This is a genomic window from Flavobacterium sp. LMO8 (assembly GCF_009495755.1).
Lineage (GTDB): Bacteria > Bacteroidota > Bacteroidia > Flavobacteriales > Flavobacteriaceae > Flavobacterium.
The window spans coordinates 462,649-479,370 of the sequence record NZ_WIBJ01000031.1; the positions used below are offsets into that span (position 1 = coordinate 462,649).

General features: G+C 31.7%; 15 protein-coding genes. 3 read left to right on the top strand and 12 right to left on the bottom strand.

Annotated features, from left to right (window positions below; all coding sequences use genetic code 11):
- Nucleotides 1–15: 15 nt before the first annotated feature.
- The 3 genes from GFJ94_RS10060 to map are packed head-to-tail and all read right to left on the bottom strand — an operon-like array spanning nt 16 to nt 2,086.
- The gene (locus tag GFJ94_RS10060; RefSeq protein ID WP_153201402.1) at nt 16–780 is read right to left on the bottom strand and encodes a class I SAM-dependent methyltransferase; all 765 of its coding nucleotides are present in this window, start codon (nt 778–780) and stop codon (nt 16–18) included.
- A gap of 49 nt (nt 781–829) precedes the next feature.
- Nucleotides 830–1,219: a GxxExxY protein gene (locus GFJ94_RS10065; RefSeq protein ID WP_153201403.1), complete on the bottom strand. Its 390-nt coding sequence runs from the start codon at nt 1,217–1,219 to the stop codon at nt 830–832.
- A gap of 48 nt (nt 1,220–1,267) precedes the next feature.
- Nucleotides 1,268–2,086 (bottom strand): type I methionyl aminopeptidase, encoded by an 819-nt coding sequence (gene map / locus GFJ94_RS10070; RefSeq protein WP_153201404.1) that lies wholly within the window; start codon nt 2,084–2,086, stop codon nt 1,268–1,270.
- Nucleotides 2,087–2,269: 183 nt separating this feature from the next.
- On the opposite strand from map, the gene GFJ94_RS10075 reads away from it, so the two are divergent.
- Both GFJ94_RS10075 and GFJ94_RS10080 read left to right on the top strand, forming a co-directional pair.
- Nucleotides 2,270–3,544 (top strand): acetyl-CoA hydrolase/transferase family protein, encoded by a 1,275-nt coding sequence (locus tag GFJ94_RS10075; RefSeq protein WP_153201405.1) that lies wholly within the window; start codon nt 2,270–2,272, stop codon nt 3,542–3,544.
- A 205-nt stretch (nt 3,545–3,749) separates the two neighbouring features.
- Nucleotides 3,750–4,085: an RNA-binding protein gene (locus tag GFJ94_RS10080; RefSeq protein ID WP_153201406.1), complete on the top strand. Its 336-nt coding sequence runs from the start codon at nt 3,750–3,752 to the stop codon at nt 4,083–4,085.
- Between the two features lie 53 nt (nt 4,086–4,138).
- Here the strand turns inward: GFJ94_RS10080 and GFJ94_RS10085 are convergent, their stop codons facing one another.
- The 7 genes from GFJ94_RS10085 to GFJ94_RS10115 all read right to left on the bottom strand — a co-directional run bounded on the left by GFJ94_RS10085 (nt 4,139) and on the right by GFJ94_RS10115 (nt 13,497).
- Nucleotides 4,139–5,527: a TolC family protein gene (locus GFJ94_RS10085; RefSeq protein ID WP_153201407.1), complete on the bottom strand. Its 1,389-nt coding sequence runs from the start codon at nt 5,525–5,527 to the stop codon at nt 4,139–4,141.
- Nucleotides 5,527–6,873 carry an HlyD family secretion protein gene (locus GFJ94_RS10090; protein ID WP_153201408.1) on the bottom strand — a complete coding sequence of 449 codons (1,347 nt, stop codon included), beginning with the start codon at nt 6,871–6,873 and terminating at the stop codon, nt 5,527–5,529. Before GFJ94_RS10090 ends, GFJ94_RS10085 begins: the two co-directional genes overlap by 1 nt.
- Nucleotides 6,874–6,876: 3 nt before the next feature.
- Nucleotides 6,877–8,529 carry a peptidase domain-containing ABC transporter gene (locus GFJ94_RS10095; RefSeq protein ID WP_153201409.1) on the bottom strand — a complete coding sequence of 551 codons (1,653 nt, stop codon included), beginning with the start codon at nt 8,527–8,529 and terminating at the stop codon, nt 6,877–6,879.
- Nucleotides 8,526–9,197, bottom strand: coding sequence for a TetR/AcrR family transcriptional regulator (locus GFJ94_RS10100; protein WP_153201410.1), 672 nt, complete (start codon nt 9,195–9,197; stop codon nt 8,526–8,528). The genes GFJ94_RS10095 and GFJ94_RS10100 overlap by 4 nt, the downstream gene beginning before the upstream one ends.
- A gap of 111 nt (nt 9,198–9,308) precedes the next feature.
- Nucleotides 9,309–9,488, bottom strand: a complete 180-nt coding sequence (locus GFJ94_RS10105; protein WP_153201411.1) for a hypothetical protein — start codon at nt 9,486–9,488, stop codon at nt 9,309–9,311.
- The gene (gpmI, locus tag GFJ94_RS10110; RefSeq protein WP_153201412.1) at nt 9,488–11,005 is read right to left on the bottom strand and encodes a 2,3-bisphosphoglycerate-independent phosphoglycerate mutase; all 1,518 of its coding nucleotides are present in this window, start codon (nt 11,003–11,005) and stop codon (nt 9,488–9,490) included. Before gpmI ends, GFJ94_RS10105 begins: the two co-directional genes overlap by 1 nt.
- 83 nt (nt 11,006–11,088) lie before the next feature.
- Nucleotides 11,089–13,497, bottom strand: a complete 2,409-nt coding sequence (locus GFJ94_RS10115) for a DUF5916 domain-containing protein (RefSeq protein ID WP_153201413.1) — start codon at nt 13,495–13,497, stop codon at nt 11,089–11,091.
- Nucleotides 13,498–13,740: 243 nt separating this feature from the next.
- On the opposite strand from GFJ94_RS10115, the gene GFJ94_RS10120 reads away from it, so the two are divergent.
- Nucleotides 13,741–14,418, top strand: a complete 678-nt coding sequence (locus GFJ94_RS10120) for a murein L,D-transpeptidase catalytic domain family protein (RefSeq protein ID WP_370513818.1) — start codon at nt 13,741–13,743, stop codon at nt 14,416–14,418.
- On the opposite strand, the gene GFJ94_RS10125 is transcribed toward GFJ94_RS10120, so the two are convergent.
- The gene (locus GFJ94_RS10125) at nt 14,407–15,990 is read right to left on the bottom strand and encodes a murein L,D-transpeptidase (RefSeq protein ID WP_162523835.1); all 1,584 of its coding nucleotides are present in this window, start codon (nt 15,988–15,990) and stop codon (nt 14,407–14,409) included. The genes GFJ94_RS10120 and GFJ94_RS10125 overlap by 12 nt on opposite strands.
- Nucleotides 15,991–16,039: 49 nt before the next feature.
- The gene (locus tag GFJ94_RS10130) at nt 16,040–16,477 is read right to left on the bottom strand and encodes a GNAT family N-acetyltransferase (RefSeq protein WP_153201416.1); all 438 of its coding nucleotides are present in this window, start codon (nt 16,475–16,477) and stop codon (nt 16,040–16,042) included.
- Between the last annotated feature and the right edge of the window lie 245 nt (nt 16,478–16,722).

The window sequence follows — 16,722 nt, forward strand, 5'->3', positions numbered from 1 at the left end:
ATCGAAAGCCTTTTTTTATTTATAGCAAACCGGAATAATTTCTCCTTTTGCTAAACAATATTTTTCTACTAATTCTGGAGCAATTGTTTTGGTGTAATCTACTTCTTCTACTTTAAATCCAATGCTTCTTAGTTTATCAAAGTAATCTCTACCATAAACTCTAACGTGATCATATTGTCCGAAGATTTTAGCTCTTTCTTTTGGGTCAGTTATCGAATCATCTGCAAAAGTGGTGGCTCTTGATAAATCTTGTGGTATTTGAAAGATTCCCATTCCACCTGGTTTTAAAACACGATATAATTCTTGCATGGCTTTCGTGTCATCTGGAATGTGTTCCAAAACATGATTACATAAAATCATATCATATGAATTATCTTCAAAAGGTAAATTACAAATATCTGCTTTTACATCAGCCAAAGGTGAAAATAAATCGGTAGTTGTATAATCTAAATTTGATTGTTTTTTAAAACGCTTGTAAAATTCTTGTTCAGGTGCAAAGTGTAATACTTTTTTTGAGGCTGAAAAGAAATCGGTTTCGTTTTGTAAATACAACCACAATAAACGATGTCTTTCCAATGAAAGCGTACTTGGCGATAAAACGTTGTTTCGTTGTGTTCCATAGCCATAAGGTAAAAACATGCGAAAGCTTTTGCCATCAATTGGATCCGTAAAACGACTTCCCTTTAATAAAAAAGCTAAAACTGGACGTACTACAATACTCAATCGAATCAATATCGGACGAGGAATGGTATTTAATATAAGTTTGAAAAGTTTTTTCATAGGTTATTACACAGAGACTCGCAAAGTTTCACAGAGTTTCACGAATTTTTTATGTGTTTATATATCGTTTAATATTATTTTTTAGAATTTTAGAATGAAAGTTAATTAAGAGCCCTAAAGGAAAATTGCCAAGTTTCAAGTAGGTTAATACTTGAGCTTTATGAACATCTGTTAATTCTTCAACTGTTTTTAATTCAATTACAATTTGATTATTCACAAGTAAATCAATTCTATAACCATGATCTAATTCAATACTTTTGTAAGTGATTGGTAAGCTAATTTCTTTTTCAACTTTTAAGCCTACTTTTTTAAGCTCAAAAATCAAACAATTTTGATAAGCTGATTCTAAAAGTCCTGGACCAAGTATTCTGTGAACTTCAATAGCGCAACCAATTATTTGGTAAGACAAGTTATTTAATTCTTCACTAAGTTCATTCATTTTTAGCATTTTTTGCGAATCTCTGTGATTTCTTTGTGAATCTCTGTGTTATAGCACCAATGGTTTTTGTCTCAATCCATCTTCTTCATTACTCACAATTCCTAAAGCATCATATATGTAAGCAAAAGTGGATAACAATTCAGGTTTCCCATTTACAATAGCAACATCGTGTTCAAAGTGAGCACTTGGTTTTCCGTCGGCAGTTGTAATTGTCCAGCCGTCTTTATGTTGTTTGATGTTTTTAGTTCCCTGATTAATCATCGGTTCGATTGCGATTACCATTCCGTTGACTAATTTTTTTCCGCGACCTCGTTTCCCATAATTAGGAACTTCTGGATCTTCGTGCATTTTTCTTCCTAAACCATGTCCGCACAATTCACGAACAACTCCATAACCATGACTTTCGCAATAATGTTGAATAGCATGTCCGATATCTTCAACTCTATTTCCAACTTTAGTTTCACGAATACCAACGTATAATGATTCTTTGGTAACTTGTAATAGTTTTTTTGTTTCAGTAGCTACTTCTCCAACCTCAAAAGTATAAGCGTGATCACCATAAAAACCATTTTTTAAAGCGCCACAATCAACTGAAATAATATCTCCATCTTGTAATGGAACATTATTGGGAATGCCATGAACCACTTGCGTATTTGGGCTCATACAAAGCGAATTTGGGAATCCATACATTCCTAAAAATGCAGGCTCAGCTCCATGCGAACGAATAAAATCTTCCGCTAATTTGTCTAAATATAAAGTAGTTACGCCAGGTTTAATTTCCTTAGCAATCATTCCTAATGTTTTAGAAACTATTAAAGCACTTTCGCGCATTAATTCTATTTCTTCTAAGGTTTTAATTACAATCATAATGCAAAATTTCGAGGCAAAAATACAAATTCAAGTTCAATTTCAATTTCAAGAACAACTTTAATTTCAAAACTTACATTTTCAAATCGTAATTCTAACTTCTAACTTCGTACTTTAAAATGAGAATTATCATATTTTATGCTTAAATTCCAACGTAAATTTGAAGCATAAATTTCATTAGGTATGGGAAAGTATGTAACCGCAGCGGAAGCTGTACAAGTAGTAAAAAGTGGAGACAGAGTTTACGTTCAAGCTGCAGCAGCTACACCAACAATCTTAACAAAAGCATTAACAGATAGAGCTTCTGAGCTTAGAAATGTAGAAGTTTGTCATTTACACACCGAAGGTGATGCGCCTTATGCTAATCCTGAGTTGGCTGAAAGTTTTCACGTGAATTCCTTTTTTATTGGAGCCAATGTGCGTCATACGTTAAAAGCGGGAAATGGTTCATATACACCGGTTTTTTTGAGTGAATTACCATTGTTATTTCGTAAAAATGTAGTAAAACTTGATGTGGCTTTTATTCATGTTTCACCTCCAGATAGTCATGGTTATTGTTCGTTAGGGGTTTCTGTAGAAGCAACAGTTGCAGCGATTGAAAATGCAAAAACGGTTATAGCACAAGTGAATCCAAATATGCCAAGAACTTTTGGTGATGGAATTATGCACGTTTCAGAAATTGATTATTTAGTAGAAGTAAATGTGCCAATTTATGCACACGAGGTAACACCGTTCACGATAGAAGAAGAAAAAATTGGAAGTTACGTGGCTTCGTTAATAGAAAATAAAAGTACGCTTCAAATGGGAATTGGTTCGATTCCAAATGCAGCTTTGAGTAAATTAACGAATCACAAAGATTTAGGTTTACACACCGAAATGTTTTCAGATGGTGTTATTGATTTAATTGAAAACGATGTAATCAATTGTAATTACAAAGGAACTTTACGCGGAAGAGCTTTGGCAACTTTTTTAATTGGTTCTAAACGCTTGTACGATTTTGTAAATGATAATCCATTTATCGAAATGAAAGAATCTTCTATGGTGAATGATACGGCTCGCATTCGTAAAAATCCAAGAATGGTTTCTATAAATTCTGCTATTGAAGTGGATTTAACCGGTCAAGTTTGTGCCGATTCTATTGGAAGTTCCATGTATTCTGGAGTAGGAGGTCAAATGGATTTTATTCGTGGAGCATCATTAAGTGATGGAGGAAAAGCAATTATTGCGTTGCCTTCGATTACGAAAAGAGGCGAAAGTAGAATAGTGCCCTATTTAAAACAAGGTGCTGGAGTAGTAACCACAAGAGCACACGTTCATTATATCATAACCGAAAACGGAATTGCTGATTTATATGGTAAAACTTTAAAACAACGTGTTACCGAATTAGTTAAAATTGCACACCCAACGCATCAAGAAGACGTAGAACGCGCTTACTATGAAATGACGGGTTGTAAATAATTAAAATCTGAACTATTGAAAAGAGACAATCGAATGGTTGTCTTTTTTGTTCAAAATTTTCTAAAAAATTCATAACTTTTCAAAAAACTAACCTTTTGATTTTTAATTTTTTAGCAAAAAACAGCTGTTTTTGAAAATAAATCAAAGTTTAACCTTTTCACAACATTAAATAGCCTACCTTTGTAAGGAATTAAATTTTTCATAGATGAACATTTTTGTAGGAAGTCTTCCTTTCAGTGTAGAGGAAGCAGATTTAAGAGGTTATTTTGAAGAGTATGGAGCTGTTGAATCAGTTAAAATTATCTCTGACAAATTTACCGGAAGAAGTAAAGGATTTGGATTTGTTGAAATGGCTAATGATGCTGAGGCTCAAAAAGCAATCGACGAATTAAACGGTGGAACTATCGAAGGTAGAAAAATCGTTGTTAACAAATCTGAACCAAAACCAGAAGGCGAAAGAAGAAGCTTCGATCGTAATTCAGGTGGAAGTAGAGGCGGTTACTCTAACAATAGAGAAAACTCAACAAGAAGTCGTTACTAATATTTTTGGATATAAAACGAAAAAAAACCTTCGCATTGCGAAGGTTTTTTAGTTTATTGTGGATTTGCAATGGTTCTATATAAGCCAATTACAGCATTCAAATAACGATTTTCTAAAGCAATTTCTGTAAGTTGTGAGCTTACCAACGAGTTTTCACGAGAATTTATTATAAACAACGAACTTTCTCCCATTTCAAATAATCGATCTTCGGCATTTAATAATGTGGTAAAATCTTTTACTAATGTATCATTATAATCTTGCTGTTTTTGAAGCGAAACAATTTCTTGTTGTTGTGCTTTGAGTTTGTTTTCTAAATTTTTTCGTTCAAACTGCAAACCAAATTCGGAATCCTGAATTTTTAAATCGGCTAATTTTAAACTTCCGCGTTCTTTTCGTAAAAATATTGGAAACGCAAAATTCACTCCTATTTTATAATCTTCAAAGCGATAATTGTCAATATAACTTGGCTCGGATAAATAATTGTAACTCAAATCTAACTTGGGTAAAAGCGCATTTGCTTTTAGTTTTCGGTCTACTTTTAACATTGCAATTTTAGCATCTAACGCCTGAATTTTAGGATGATTGTCTAAATCAATTGTTCCCAGTTCATTAATTTGAAGCGTTTGTTTTATGGTTTTTGCCAATAAATCTTCGGGTTGCAAGCCATCATTTAATTCTAACGGAATATTGTTTTCTAACCATAAATAATTAGATAATTCTAATTTGGCTTTGGTTAATTTTAACTTTGCATCTTCTAAGTTCAATCTTCGGGTTTTAACGGCAATTCCGGCTTCTACGCTATCGATTGCAGGTTTATCGCCTTCTTCAATTAATTTTGAAACACCGTTGTAACGAATTAAAGCGTTTTTTAAATAGGTTTCATACAATTTTACTTCATCAAAACTTCTTTTCCAAGTTACGTAACTTACTGAAGCCTCGTAAATGACTTCAATGGCTTGTAAATTTCTTTCGGCAACGTTTAAATTTCGGGCAATTTTAGCTTTTCTTAAATCGGCCATTCGTTGATTAATGAATAAACCTTGTCCTACAGGAACCGAAATTCCTAACGAAGTTAATCCGCTATTTGGTAATGTGTTTTCTGGATTTACGTAAATTCCTTCAGCGTTATCAAATCCTGCTTTTAGTTCTATTCCGTACCAAGTTGGAATTTTAAAACTGCTGTTTAAAATCGAATAATATTCGCTGTCTTTGAATTGTTTTTCACTGAAATCGACTTCAATTTTTGGATCAAAAGCACCACGAGCTTCCATTAAATTCGCTTGGGCTTCGTTCAGTTTTAAATCGGCTTTTTTTACCAGTGGATGGTATTTTTTTACGTAACCTAAAAATTCATTGTAGGTGAATTCGGTTGGAGAATTTTGTGCCAACAAACTCAATGAACTACAAATGAAAATGAAGATATAAAATAGATTCGTTCTCATTATTTTTTAGTGTTTTCGGTAGCTGTTGGTTGATAAAAATTAGGTGGAAAACCATTTAATGTTCGCCAAATTTCGAACCAAATAGGTACATCGTTTAATAATGCTAATGTTTGGGTTCCAGCGCCAATGCTCAATTGCTCAGGCCATTTGTTTTCTTTTGGATCTGGAGCAATTAATACACGGTATTTTCCGTTTGGACTTATGAAATTTTCTTTGGCAACAATTACTCCTCCAAAAGTTCCATACGAAACGCCAGGCCAACCGCTAAAAACAATTGTAGGCCAACCATCAAACCAAACTCTAACTTTTTCACCTTTATTAATTAGTGGAAAATCAACTGGATCAATATAAGTTTCCACGGCAATGTCATATTTTGAAGGCATAATGCTTACAACAGCAGTTCCTTCTTTAATGTTTTCGCCAATTCCAGATTGCAAAGCTCTATTTACATAACCATCTTGTGGGGCTGTGATATAATACAAGCCGTTTCTAATTTGGTAGTTTTTATACTGGTTTTTCAGTTTGTTTACTTGCGCTTCGGTATCAAATTGCGAACTCATTGCTGTTTGTTTATCACTACTTGCTTTTGCATTTTTTTCGGCATATTCGGCACTAATTCTGTTGAGTTCCATTGTAGCATTCAAAACTTCATTTTTACTGGCAATGTATTTGTTTTCTTGGGTAATGATTTTTGCTTCAGTTTCTTGCAATTTCATGCGTTTTTCTTCCACATCTGTCATTGGTTTTAAACCTTCTTTATTCAAATTTATTGAACGATTGTATTGCGTTTGAGCAATTTTTAGTTGGGTTTTACTCGCTTCAAAATCAATACTATCACTCTGAACCTTTAAATAGGATTGTTTTAATTTGTTTTGCGCTTGTTTGAGTTTTAGATTTTTTTCGTTTTGAATTGCGCCCATTTGAGCTTCTAACGCTTTTACTTTATCGGCATAAGAAATAACTGCATTTTCTTTTGCTTTTACTTGATTTCCAGTGTTTTCTACTAAATTTGGGTCTAAATATTCTTCTTTAATTTCGGAAATAAATAAGATAGTATCACCTTTTTTAACAAAATCGCCTTCGTTTACATACCATTTTTCGATTCGACCACCAATGATAGTTTGAATGGTTTGCGGACGTTGATTAGGTTTTAATGTAGTTACATTTCCTGAACCTTGTATATTTTGTGTCCAAGGAAGAAATAAAAACAAAACAACAATAATTACAAAAGCCCAAATAATTTTACGAATTACCTGATAATGCTTTTGCTCTTTAAATATTTGTCCCGATTTGAATTGCTCTAATTTTATAAATTGGTCAATTCTATTTTTTGTGATGTTTAGCATGGCTTAAATTGATTTAATTTCTCCTTTTTCTAACTGAATAATTTGTGAGCAAATTTGTTTCCAATAGCTGTTTTTACTTACAACAATTAATGTCCAAGGGTGTTTTTCTTGCGCTAAGAAATCTAAAATTTCTCTACAACTTTGTTCGTCAGATTTGTCTAAAGGATTTTCTAAAAACAATAATTTGGGTTGATTTATTATGCAACGAGCCAATACAATTTTTTGAATGGTCGATGAATTAATTTGTTTCCCTTCTGAAGAAATGGTGGTATCTAATCCTTTCGGAAGTGCTTTTATAGCTTCGGTTAGTTTTAATTTTTCAATTAAATCAAAAACCGTTTCCATTTTAATTTCTGGATTATTACACGTAATATTTTCTAAAATTGTACCTTCAAACGGCATTTCCTGCGCAGTGATGATTCCGATTTTAGAACGATATTCTTCTGAAGAATATTTTTTATAGTTTGTGTTATTGATAAAAATGCTTCCAGAAGTTGGCTCAATTAATCTTGCCAATAATCGCATTAAAGTGGTTTTTCCAGAACCATTTTCACCTAAAATTAAAGTATGTTGTTTAGGTTGAATAGACAGACTAACGTTTTTAAGTATTTCTTTATCCGATTTTGGATAGGTAAAAGATACATTTTCGGTTTCAATTGTAATTTTATTTTTATCTACTAAATAATTTGAATTTTGAATGTCTTCTTCTAATTCCATATCCACAACAGAACCTAATTTTTCTAAAGAAGTTAGTACATCATAAAACAATTCTAAGCCAGAAAATAGTTTTTCAACCGCTGTAATAATGCTTAAAATAATAATTTCTGCTGCAACAAATTGCCCAATATTCATTTGCTGATTGATTACCAATAATCCTCCAATTATCAATAAACCAGCTGTAATTAAAATTTTAAATCCGGTAAGTTGAATAAATTGTTTTAATAAAACTTGAAAGTGATTTTCTCTTTGTTTTAGATATTCATTAACCAATTTATCGTTTTTATGTAGCGAAAAATTAAAGATAGAATTGCTTTTAAAACTCAAGTGATTTCTGGCAATTTCTTGTAACCAATGTGCGATTTTGTATTTGTATTTCGATTCTTTTAAGCTCGTTTCTAATCCTAAATTAAAATTGATTTTGAAAATTAAGTATAACAATATTAAAAGTACCAATCCGAAAAAGATAAAAAAGGAATGGTACAACGACAGTAAGATAATTCCGAAAATAATTTGTAAAGCCGCCCCAGAAATATCCAATAATAGTTTAGAAAATCCTTTTTGAACGGTTAATGTATCAAAAAATCGATTGGCTAATTCTGGCGGATATTGATTGTGTAATTCATTGAATTTTATTTTCGGAAAACGATAAGCAAATTCAAACGAAGAACGCACAAATATTTTTTGTTGTAAATTTTCGGTAATTCGGAATTGCATAATTTTTAGTAATCCTACAAAAGCCACTCCGACAACTACAATAATTACTAATACAATCCAAGAAGTGCTAACTTTTCCTGCTTGAATGAAATTGATAATGGATTGAATTCCTAATGGCAAAGACAAACTGATTAATCCTGCTATAATGGAATACAAGAAAATTTGATAAATATCTTGTTTGTCAATTAAGATGAGGTTTTTAAATCTTTTTAGTGGTGTCATAGTAGTATTTTTTTAGCCATGTCTGTATAGAACGCGGTAGCGCATTCTTTTTCAGATAAGTTGGTGATGGTTTTTAAGTGATTTTTTAAAAAATGTTGATGAAGCGCACCTTCCACAATACTTGAAGCTAAACTTTTTGCATATGGATATTTAGGATTTACTTCTATTATAATTTCAATTAAGCGATTGATAACTCTTTTGTAAACAATAAAAAAGCCTTCTTTGTTTTCGTTATCGACTTCTTTTGTCATTAAAGTTTTGGTAAATTCTTCAACGATTATTCTGCTTAGAATTTCTTCATTAATATGTGGAGTTGCATTGTCATCTGCTACATTTTCTGTGACAAGTTTAATCGCTTTTTCTAGTTTTTCAATCGGATTTGAAACATTTGTAGTGGCAAAAACCATACGATATTCCATCCACGACCAATACCATGAAGTTAGATAAACCAATAGTTTATGCTTGTTTTCAAAATACCTATAAATAGAACTTTCATTAGATTGAATTTTCTCGCCTAATTTTTTGAAAGTAAACGCTTCAAAGCCAATTTCATCAATTATTAGAATACTATTTTTTAAAATATTACGACCTAACTCAGATGTTTCAGGGTCTTTAACATAGAGTTTTTCGTTGATAGTTATTTTTAAATTTGATAGTAGATTTTGCATATCATAATATTTAATAATGCAAATATAATAGTAATACTATTAATTTGTAAAAGTTTAACTTTTATTTTGGTATTGTTCAAAAAAAATCCCGACGAATCGGGATTAATAAACTTATACTTTTATGCCTATTGTTGTGTTTTTACTTTGTCCATTTTTGCCATCTTTACCCTTTTGTTCAGTTCCAGGTTTACCGTCTTCTCCCGGTTTTCCATCCTCTCCATTTGATGCTTTGAACGTTGTGGTACAGCCAAAAAATGATAAACTAATTATGATAGATAAAATAAGTTTCATTACAATAGAGAATTACAAGTCATTACTTCTGGCTTTTCAACTCCCATTAAGTCTAAAATAGTAGGAGCAATGTCTCCTAAAACTCCGTTTTTTATATGTTGCAAATCTTTATCCACTAAAATAATTGGAACAGGATTTGTTGTATGAGCTGTGTTTGGTGAACCATCAGGGTTTATCATTGTTTCACAATTTCCGTGATCAGCGATGATTATTGTGGTGTAATTATTTTCTAAAGCGGTCTCAACTACTTCTTTTACACAAACATCAACGGCTTCGCACGCTTTAATTGCTGCTTCCATTACACCTGTGTGTCCAACCATATCGCCATTGGCAAAGTTTAAACAAACAAAATCAACTTCACCTTTTTTTAATTCTGGAACTAAAGCATCTTTTAGTTCGAAAGCACTCATTTCGGGTTGTAAATCGTATGTAGCTACTTTTGGTGAATTTTTCAAAATGCGCGTTTCGCCTAAAAAAGGTTCTTCTCTTCCACCAGAAAAGAAAAAGGTCACGTGCGGATATTTCTCTGTTTCGGCAATTCGGATTTGTTTTTTATTGGCTTTTTCTAAAACTTCTCCAAGTGTTTCTGTGATGTTGTCTTTGTCGTAAATTACGTGAACATTTTCATAGGTTTCATCGTAATTGGTCATCGTAACATAATACAAATTCAGTTTGTGCATATTGAATTCGTGAAAGTCTTTTTGCGACAATACTTCGGTTAATTCTCTTCCTCTATCGGTTCTGAAATTGAAGAAAATAACCACATCATCTTCCTGAATTTTAGCAACTGGATTGTTGTTTTCATCCGACATTACTATTGGTTGAATAAATTCGTCAGTAACATTGTTTGCATAACTTTCGTTGATGCTCGCAATGGCATTCTTTGAGTGAGTTCCTTCTGCATTTACTACTAAATCGTAGGCTAATTTTACTCTTTCCCAACGTTTATCTCTATCCATAGCATAATATCTTCCAATTATAGAAGCTAATTTTGCATGAGTATTTTGAAGATAATTTTCTAAATCAGCAATGTATTTTGCTCCCGATTTTGGATCTACATCACGACCATCGGTAAAGGCATGAACAAACATTTTTTGCACGCCACTTTCTTGAGCAGCATCTATCAAACCTCTTAGATGTGAAGTATGTGAATGCACACCACCATCAGAAACCAATCCTAAAAAATGAATCGCTTTGTTGTTCTTTTTGGCATAATCAAAAGCATCTACAAGTGGTTTTTCTTGACTCATGGTTTTGTGTTCAACTGCTAAATTTAGTTTGGCTAAATCTTGGTAAACAATTCTTCCAGCGCCAAGGTTCATGTGGCCTACTTCTGAATTTCCCATTTGACCTTCGGGTAAACCTACGTTTAAGCCATCGGTTCTTAGTTGGGCATTTGGGTATTGTGTATATAAACTATCAATAAAAGGCGTATTAGCGTTATCTATTGCAGAAACTTTTGGGTCGGGAGATTTTCCCCAACCGTCCAAAATCATTAAAATTACTTTTTTGTTCATTTTTGTGTATTTGTACAAATATAAACAATTGGTAAATTTCTTGAAGAAATTAGAACTTAAAATTACGAAAACGATTAAGTAGATTACCCTTTTCTAATCCAGTTTTTGGCTTGGTTATAATCGATGAAATAACGAACACTTATTGATAAAACATGATTCAAATTGTCTTCAAATAAGTTGGAAAAATTGGAGCCAAAATCTTTATTTATTTCTCTATCAAAAGTGCCCGCATTGTTTCGGTATAAAATCGACATTTGACTTCCGGGCGCAAACCACCAAGAATATGATAAATCTAAATTCCAAGTGCTAAAGTTTGAGTTTCTGTTGCCCGAATAAGTTGTGTTTGGTGATAAACTTCCGTCTGAATTTAAAGTGTTGATCTGATTGTTTTCGGCTAATGACCAATAATGTCTAACAGATAAGTTGAAGTTCATTTCGCTACTTATCGAAAATTTACTCGATATTGAATTGGTATAAGTATCTCTATCTCTTCTTGCGAAAATAATGTTTGAACCTTCAAAATCTATAAAACCTATATCATTTTTTTGTTTGAAATAATTGAAACCATAAACTAATGAAAACTTATCGCTAAAACGGTATCTAGGACTAATATTTACTCCGGCTTCGTATCTATTTTCATTGATTACATGTGTTAAGAAAGGTTCAAAATCAATAGCAAATTTGTTGTTGTAGTTTGATGAAAAGTAAATCCATCCACCAATATTTTTTGGATTTACAAAAAACCTATCAGCTACACGAGGTTCATAATAATCGTAATTTTTAAATGGGTTAAAGTTAATCCCTCCACCAAAAAAGTGATTTTTCTTATTTGTAGAATTTAAGTTTACATTAAAATTACTTGATTGAATTTGATTCGTAGGTGTATAAAATTCAAAGTAAGAATTTAAGTTGATTCTAAAGGTATTGAAAGTTTTGTTTGGGTTTAAGATACGATAGTTAGTGTTCCCAGAAAAAGAGTAATAATTGGTTCTAAAGTTGATTCCTAAATCATTAATATCAAAATCTTTTGAAACATATTCGCTACCTAAGCTATATCGAAATTTCCCGTTATTTTCTGCAAAAAATAATGAGGCGTTGTACCCGTTTTTATTTTCAATATCATTAATACTACTCGATTTAAATCCTCCTGAAAGATTGTATTTGTTGGTTTTATTATTCAAATCGAATAATAATCCGGTTACATTAGCATCTCTAAAACTTCCGTTTCTAGTGACATTTGTGTTAATGAAAGTTACCGATGAATTTTGATTAAATCGTTGGTCAAAAACCATTACATTATAATTAGTTAAAGGTGATACTTCAACTTGTCGTGTAGAGTTGTCGTCAGAATTTGTAGCTGTTGCTATTGTTCTTTCGGTAATAGCATTTAAAAATCCAATTCCTAATCCATCTTTATCTCGACCAGAAATTTTCAAAGCATTGACTAAGTTGATAGCACCAGGACTTTCTACTGATTCATTTCCGGCAATGTTTAAATTCAAATCAGGAGTTTGTCCAATTCTTCGTGAATACAATAAATTGCCTTTGCTGAATATGTCGGTTCCTTCGGTAAAGAAAGGCCTGTTTTCATTGAATTGTTGTTCGAATGGACCTAAATTTAATACGACATTATCAAATTTAGTTTGACCAAAATCGGGAACCAAAATCGCATCTAAAGTAAAAGCATCGTTTATTCCGTATTTGATATCTAAACCTCCTTTTAATTCACCTTTGGTTTTTTGTGTATCGCTTCCAGAAAGATAAAATGAAGAATAAGGAATTAAGAACAATCGGGTAGGTGTTTTGATGTTTTCTATTCCGGTTAAAATTCCAGCTTGTTGAGAAATTGCGCCAATTTTATTATCAATAGGGCTCCAAGTATATTTTTGACGTTCTCTACGAACTTCTCTAAAAAAGTTAAGGCCCCATGTTTGTTTATCTTTTTCAGGAAAACGTAGTGCAGCATACGGGATTTTCATTTCGATGACATAGCCAAAATCGGTAATTTTTGCATTGCTTTCCCAAATGGCGTTCCATGAACCATCTTCACCTTCTGATGAAGTAAAATTTGTGTCGACTTGCCCATTGGCTGCTGTTACGAAAAATCTAAATTCTTGCTGACCATCGTTGTAACCATTAATAAAAATTCCAAAAAAATCAGAAGTTCCAATTTCATCTCGTTCAACTAATTCTTTTAAAATTTTCTCAGGATTTGGGTCGTATAATTTAGCTCCAATATAAATTGCATCATTAGAATACAAGATTTTTACTTCGGTTTTAAATTCTTCTGGAATTGGCGTTCCGTTTTTTGGTTCTAAAGAAACGAAGTCAGTTGCAATTTCTGCATCTTTCCAAGAAGCTTCGTTTAGTTCAGCGTCAATTGAAATGTTTTCTGTTGTTTTTTTTGTAGCAACACTTTTTTTTGTTTGTGAAAACGAAAAAAGAAAACTTGCTAAGCAAAAAAGTATGGATAGGCTGAATCTATTTATCATGTAAAATTTTTTGTTACAAAATTATCGTAATACACTATATGTCTACTTTTTTTATGTAATGTTTAACTTTTGTGCGAATAATCGACGAAAGGTTAAAATTTTCGATAAAATGCATAAAAAAGTTTGCAGGTTTAAAAATAATAAATATATTTGGCACATCTCAACAACAATATAACTACTAGATTAACAATGATTTACAGAGTTTTGCCCCTGATTTTATTTTGCATTTTTTCGTTCAAGCCTTTGAATACAATAAAAAATACTAAAAATGAAGTTAAATCTACTGATCCAAAATTAATTGCTTCAAATGCGAAAGCAACTTTTGAAGCTAAAAGTAAATCATTCTTCAAAGTTATCGATGCTAATGGATTTTCTTTACCAACATTTGAAAGTTTTTTAGCGGCTTTTGAAGGTTATGAGCAATTGAAACAACAAGGTAAAATAGAAAACGAAATTTTAACGATTGTTGATTTTAGTTTGTCGTCTACACAAGAAAGAATGTGGGTTATTGATATGAAAACACAAAAAGTGATTTTAAAATCGTTAGTTTCTCACGGAAGAAATTCGGGTTCTGAATTTGCAACTGATTTTTCAAACACTAGTGAATCATTTAAAAGTAGTTTGGGTTTTTATGTAACTGGAGAAACATACACAGGAAAACACGGATTATCATTACGTTTAGACGGAATGGAATGCGGAATTAACCATAACGCTAGAAACAGAGCAGTGGTAGTTCACGGAGCTGATTATGTAAGCAAATCATTCATTAAAAACACAGGAAGATTAGGAAGAAGTCAAGGTTGCCCTGCTGTTCCTTACGAAGTACACAAAGAATTGATTCAAACAATAAAAGGGAAATCTTGTATTTTTATTTATCACCCATCAAGAAGCTATGTGGTGAAATCTAAATTAGTTTCGTAGTTTCTGAAAAAGAACTTTGTCGAGTTCATAAATGTCATCTCTAAATTGAAGCTTGTCATTTTCCATCCAACTCGTCCAATAAAACAAATATACATTCACAGTGTTTTTAACGGACACTGTTTTTGTTTTCTCTAATTTAATTATGGAATCAATTTCGTTGTTATCCCATTTGTTAGGATTGGTTTTGGTTAAAATTTGTTTGGTTAAAACCAATGGATTTTCTACTCGTACACATCCTGAACTCAATGATCGATACGTTTTTGCAAAGTATTCACGATGATTTGTATCATGTAAATAAACTGAATGACGATTAGCAAAGTTAAATTTAACTAATCCCAAAGAATTATTGTAACCTGGTTTTTGTACGTATTTATAATTGTTAGCACTGGATGGATTCCATTCATCCGGACTTACTTCTTTTCCTTGGCTGTTGTATATGGTTAATCTTCGTGAAGGGAAATAGTTTCGGTTTCTTGATGCTTCTGGAGTTAAATCTTCTTTAATAATAGTAGGAGGGATGGTCCAAGTAGGATTGAAAACGAAATTAGATAACTTCGAACTTAAAATAGGCGTTTTTCTTTTAGGAGTTCCTACTACAATTTTGTGCGAAGCTACGGTGTCATTATCAATTACATAATGCAATACGTAATCTGGAATGTTTGCTATTAAGTATTGTTTTCCGAAATCAGAAGGATACCATTTCCAGCGTTCTAAATTGGCAAATATTTGTTCAATTCTTTCGTTTTTAGTGGTGTTTAAAGCTTTAAGTGTTCCAATTCCGATAACGCCATCTGGAGCCAAACCATGTCTTGCTTGAAAACGTTTTACGGCTTTAAGGGTTAATGTGTCGTAAGCCCAAGTAATGATGCTGTCTTTGTTTTTATAATCGTTCCAATAAGCCAATCTCTTTTTAATTTTTACCATTTCTGGTAAAGTGTCGTTTACAACAATTTTATTTTTGACAGCAATTTTTTCAAAGGTCACATTGGGAAATTTGTCTATTTCAAACAAGCTTTTTTTAAGTAACTGATAAACAATGTTTTTTGGCTTTATATCTTTAAATGTTGAAGCGATAATTTTCTCTTTAATGCCTTTTTCTAATAACGGAGAAAGTGCTATTTCTTTTTGTTTTAAATCCCAATCAGTATATAATTCTTTTGGATTTAATTTTCCTTTGTGTAAGTGGTTAGCTAGTTTTTCAAAAGTTTCAGTTAGTAAAATATCATATTTAACGATTTCATCATCTTTAAGTGTTTTTCTCTTGGTTTCTAAATCTTCAATAATTTCAATTTCATAATCTTTTGGGTTTAATCCATCTTCGTAACAAAATTTAATTTCATTAATTAAATCTCTTCGGTTTTCATCTAAATACCAAATTTCGTGAAAGTTCATTTTTTGATAATACAGTTTTAAACTATCTGATTTTTCGGAAAGTAAATCAGGATGCACAGGTCTAATAATTATATTTAAGACAGTATCCTTGATAATACTATTGTCATATGCAATTGGTTCGGCTTCTTTTTTACAAGAAATGGTTGATAATATAATGAAGAGTAGTAAAATTTTTTTCATAAAAACTACAATTGCGTCATAAATATAAGAAGAATTATTGACAATCTTCTTAGAGAATTTTCTTATACATAGCAAAATGAATGCCAACATCAGGAATTAAAAAAGAATCTCCAATAGTAGTATAGCCTAGTTTTTTGTAAAAAGGAACCGCATTTTCTCGTGCGTTGAACCAAATTAAATCGGTTTTTAAATTAACACAATAATTTTCAGTTTCTTTTACTAATTCGGCTCCAAATCCTTTGCCTTGAAATTCTTCTAAAACCGCCATTCCTCTAATCTGAAATTGATTTATTTCAGAGAATAATTCGTTCTTTTCTTTAAAAATTGAAATAATTCCAACGAGTTTATCTTCTAAAAATAATCCAAAATGAACAGTATTTTCATCATCATCACCTTTAAATTGGCAAGATTCGATTGGTTTTCCTTTTCTTAAAACTTCATGTCTAACAGGATAAGTGTCAATTGAATTGATTTTCTTTATTTCCATAATCATATAACTTATTAAAAGCTAATCATTTAGTAAAAGGTGTTTATTCTAGTGTAAAGTTAGTGCAATTGCTTCGAAAAAAATATTTAAAAAAATTTGCAATTAAAAAAACTTTTGAAGTATATTTGCACCCACCAAAGAAATACATACAACTCCAATGAAAATTAGAGTTTTTGTAATTCAAATGCGGAAGTAGCTCAGTTGGTAGAGCTCCAGCCTTCCAAGCTGGTTGTCGCGAGTTCGAG

Bases quoted from the DNA above. Each gene is read 5' to 3' on its own strand.
- GFJ94_RS10060 (WP_153201402.1), bottom strand. From the start codon at position 780: ATGAAAAAACTTTTCAAACTTATATTAAATACCATTCCTCGTCCGATA.
- GFJ94_RS10065 (WP_153201403.1), bottom strand. From the start codon at position 1,219: ATGAATGAACTTAGTGAAGAATTAAATAACTTGTCTTACCAAATAATT.
- map (WP_153201404.1), bottom strand. From the start codon at position 2,086: ATGATTGTAATTAAAACCTTAGAAGAAATAGAATTAATGCGCGAAAGT.
- GFJ94_RS10075 (WP_153201405.1), top strand. From the start codon at position 2,270: ATGGGAAAGTATGTAACCGCAGCGGAAGCTGTACAAGTAGTAAAAAGT.
- GFJ94_RS10080 (WP_153201406.1), top strand. From the start codon at position 3,750: ATGAACATTTTTGTAGGAAGTCTTCCTTTCAGTGTAGAGGAAGCAGAT.
- GFJ94_RS10085 (WP_153201407.1), bottom strand. From the start codon at position 5,527: ATGAGAACGAATCTATTTTATATCTTCATTTTCATTTGTAGTTCATTG.
- GFJ94_RS10090 (WP_153201408.1), bottom strand. From the start codon at position 6,873: ATGCTAAACATCACAAAAAATAGAATTGACCAATTTATAAAATTAGAG.
- GFJ94_RS10095 (WP_153201409.1), bottom strand. From the start codon at position 8,529: ATGACACCACTAAAAAGATTTAAAAACCTCATCTTAATTGACAAACAA.
- GFJ94_RS10100 (WP_153201410.1), bottom strand. From the start codon at position 9,197: ATGCAAAATCTACTATCAAATTTAAAAATAACTATCAACGAAAAACTC.
- GFJ94_RS10105 (WP_153201411.1), bottom strand. From the start codon at position 9,488: ATGAAACTTATTTTATCTATCATAATTAGTTTATCATTTTTTGGCTGT.
- gpmI (WP_153201412.1), bottom strand. From the start codon at position 11,005: ATGAACAAAAAAGTAATTTTAATGATTTTGGACGGTTGGGGAAAATCT.
- GFJ94_RS10115 (WP_153201413.1), bottom strand. From the start codon at position 13,497: ATGATAAATAGATTCAGCCTATCCATACTTTTTTGCTTAGCAAGTTTT.
- GFJ94_RS10125 (WP_162523835.1), bottom strand. From the start codon at position 15,990: ATGAAAAAAATTTTACTACTCTTCATTATATTATCAACCATTTCTTGT.
- GFJ94_RS10130 (WP_153201416.1), bottom strand. From the start codon at position 16,477: ATGGAAATAAAGAAAATCAATTCAATTGACACTTATCCTGTTAGACAT.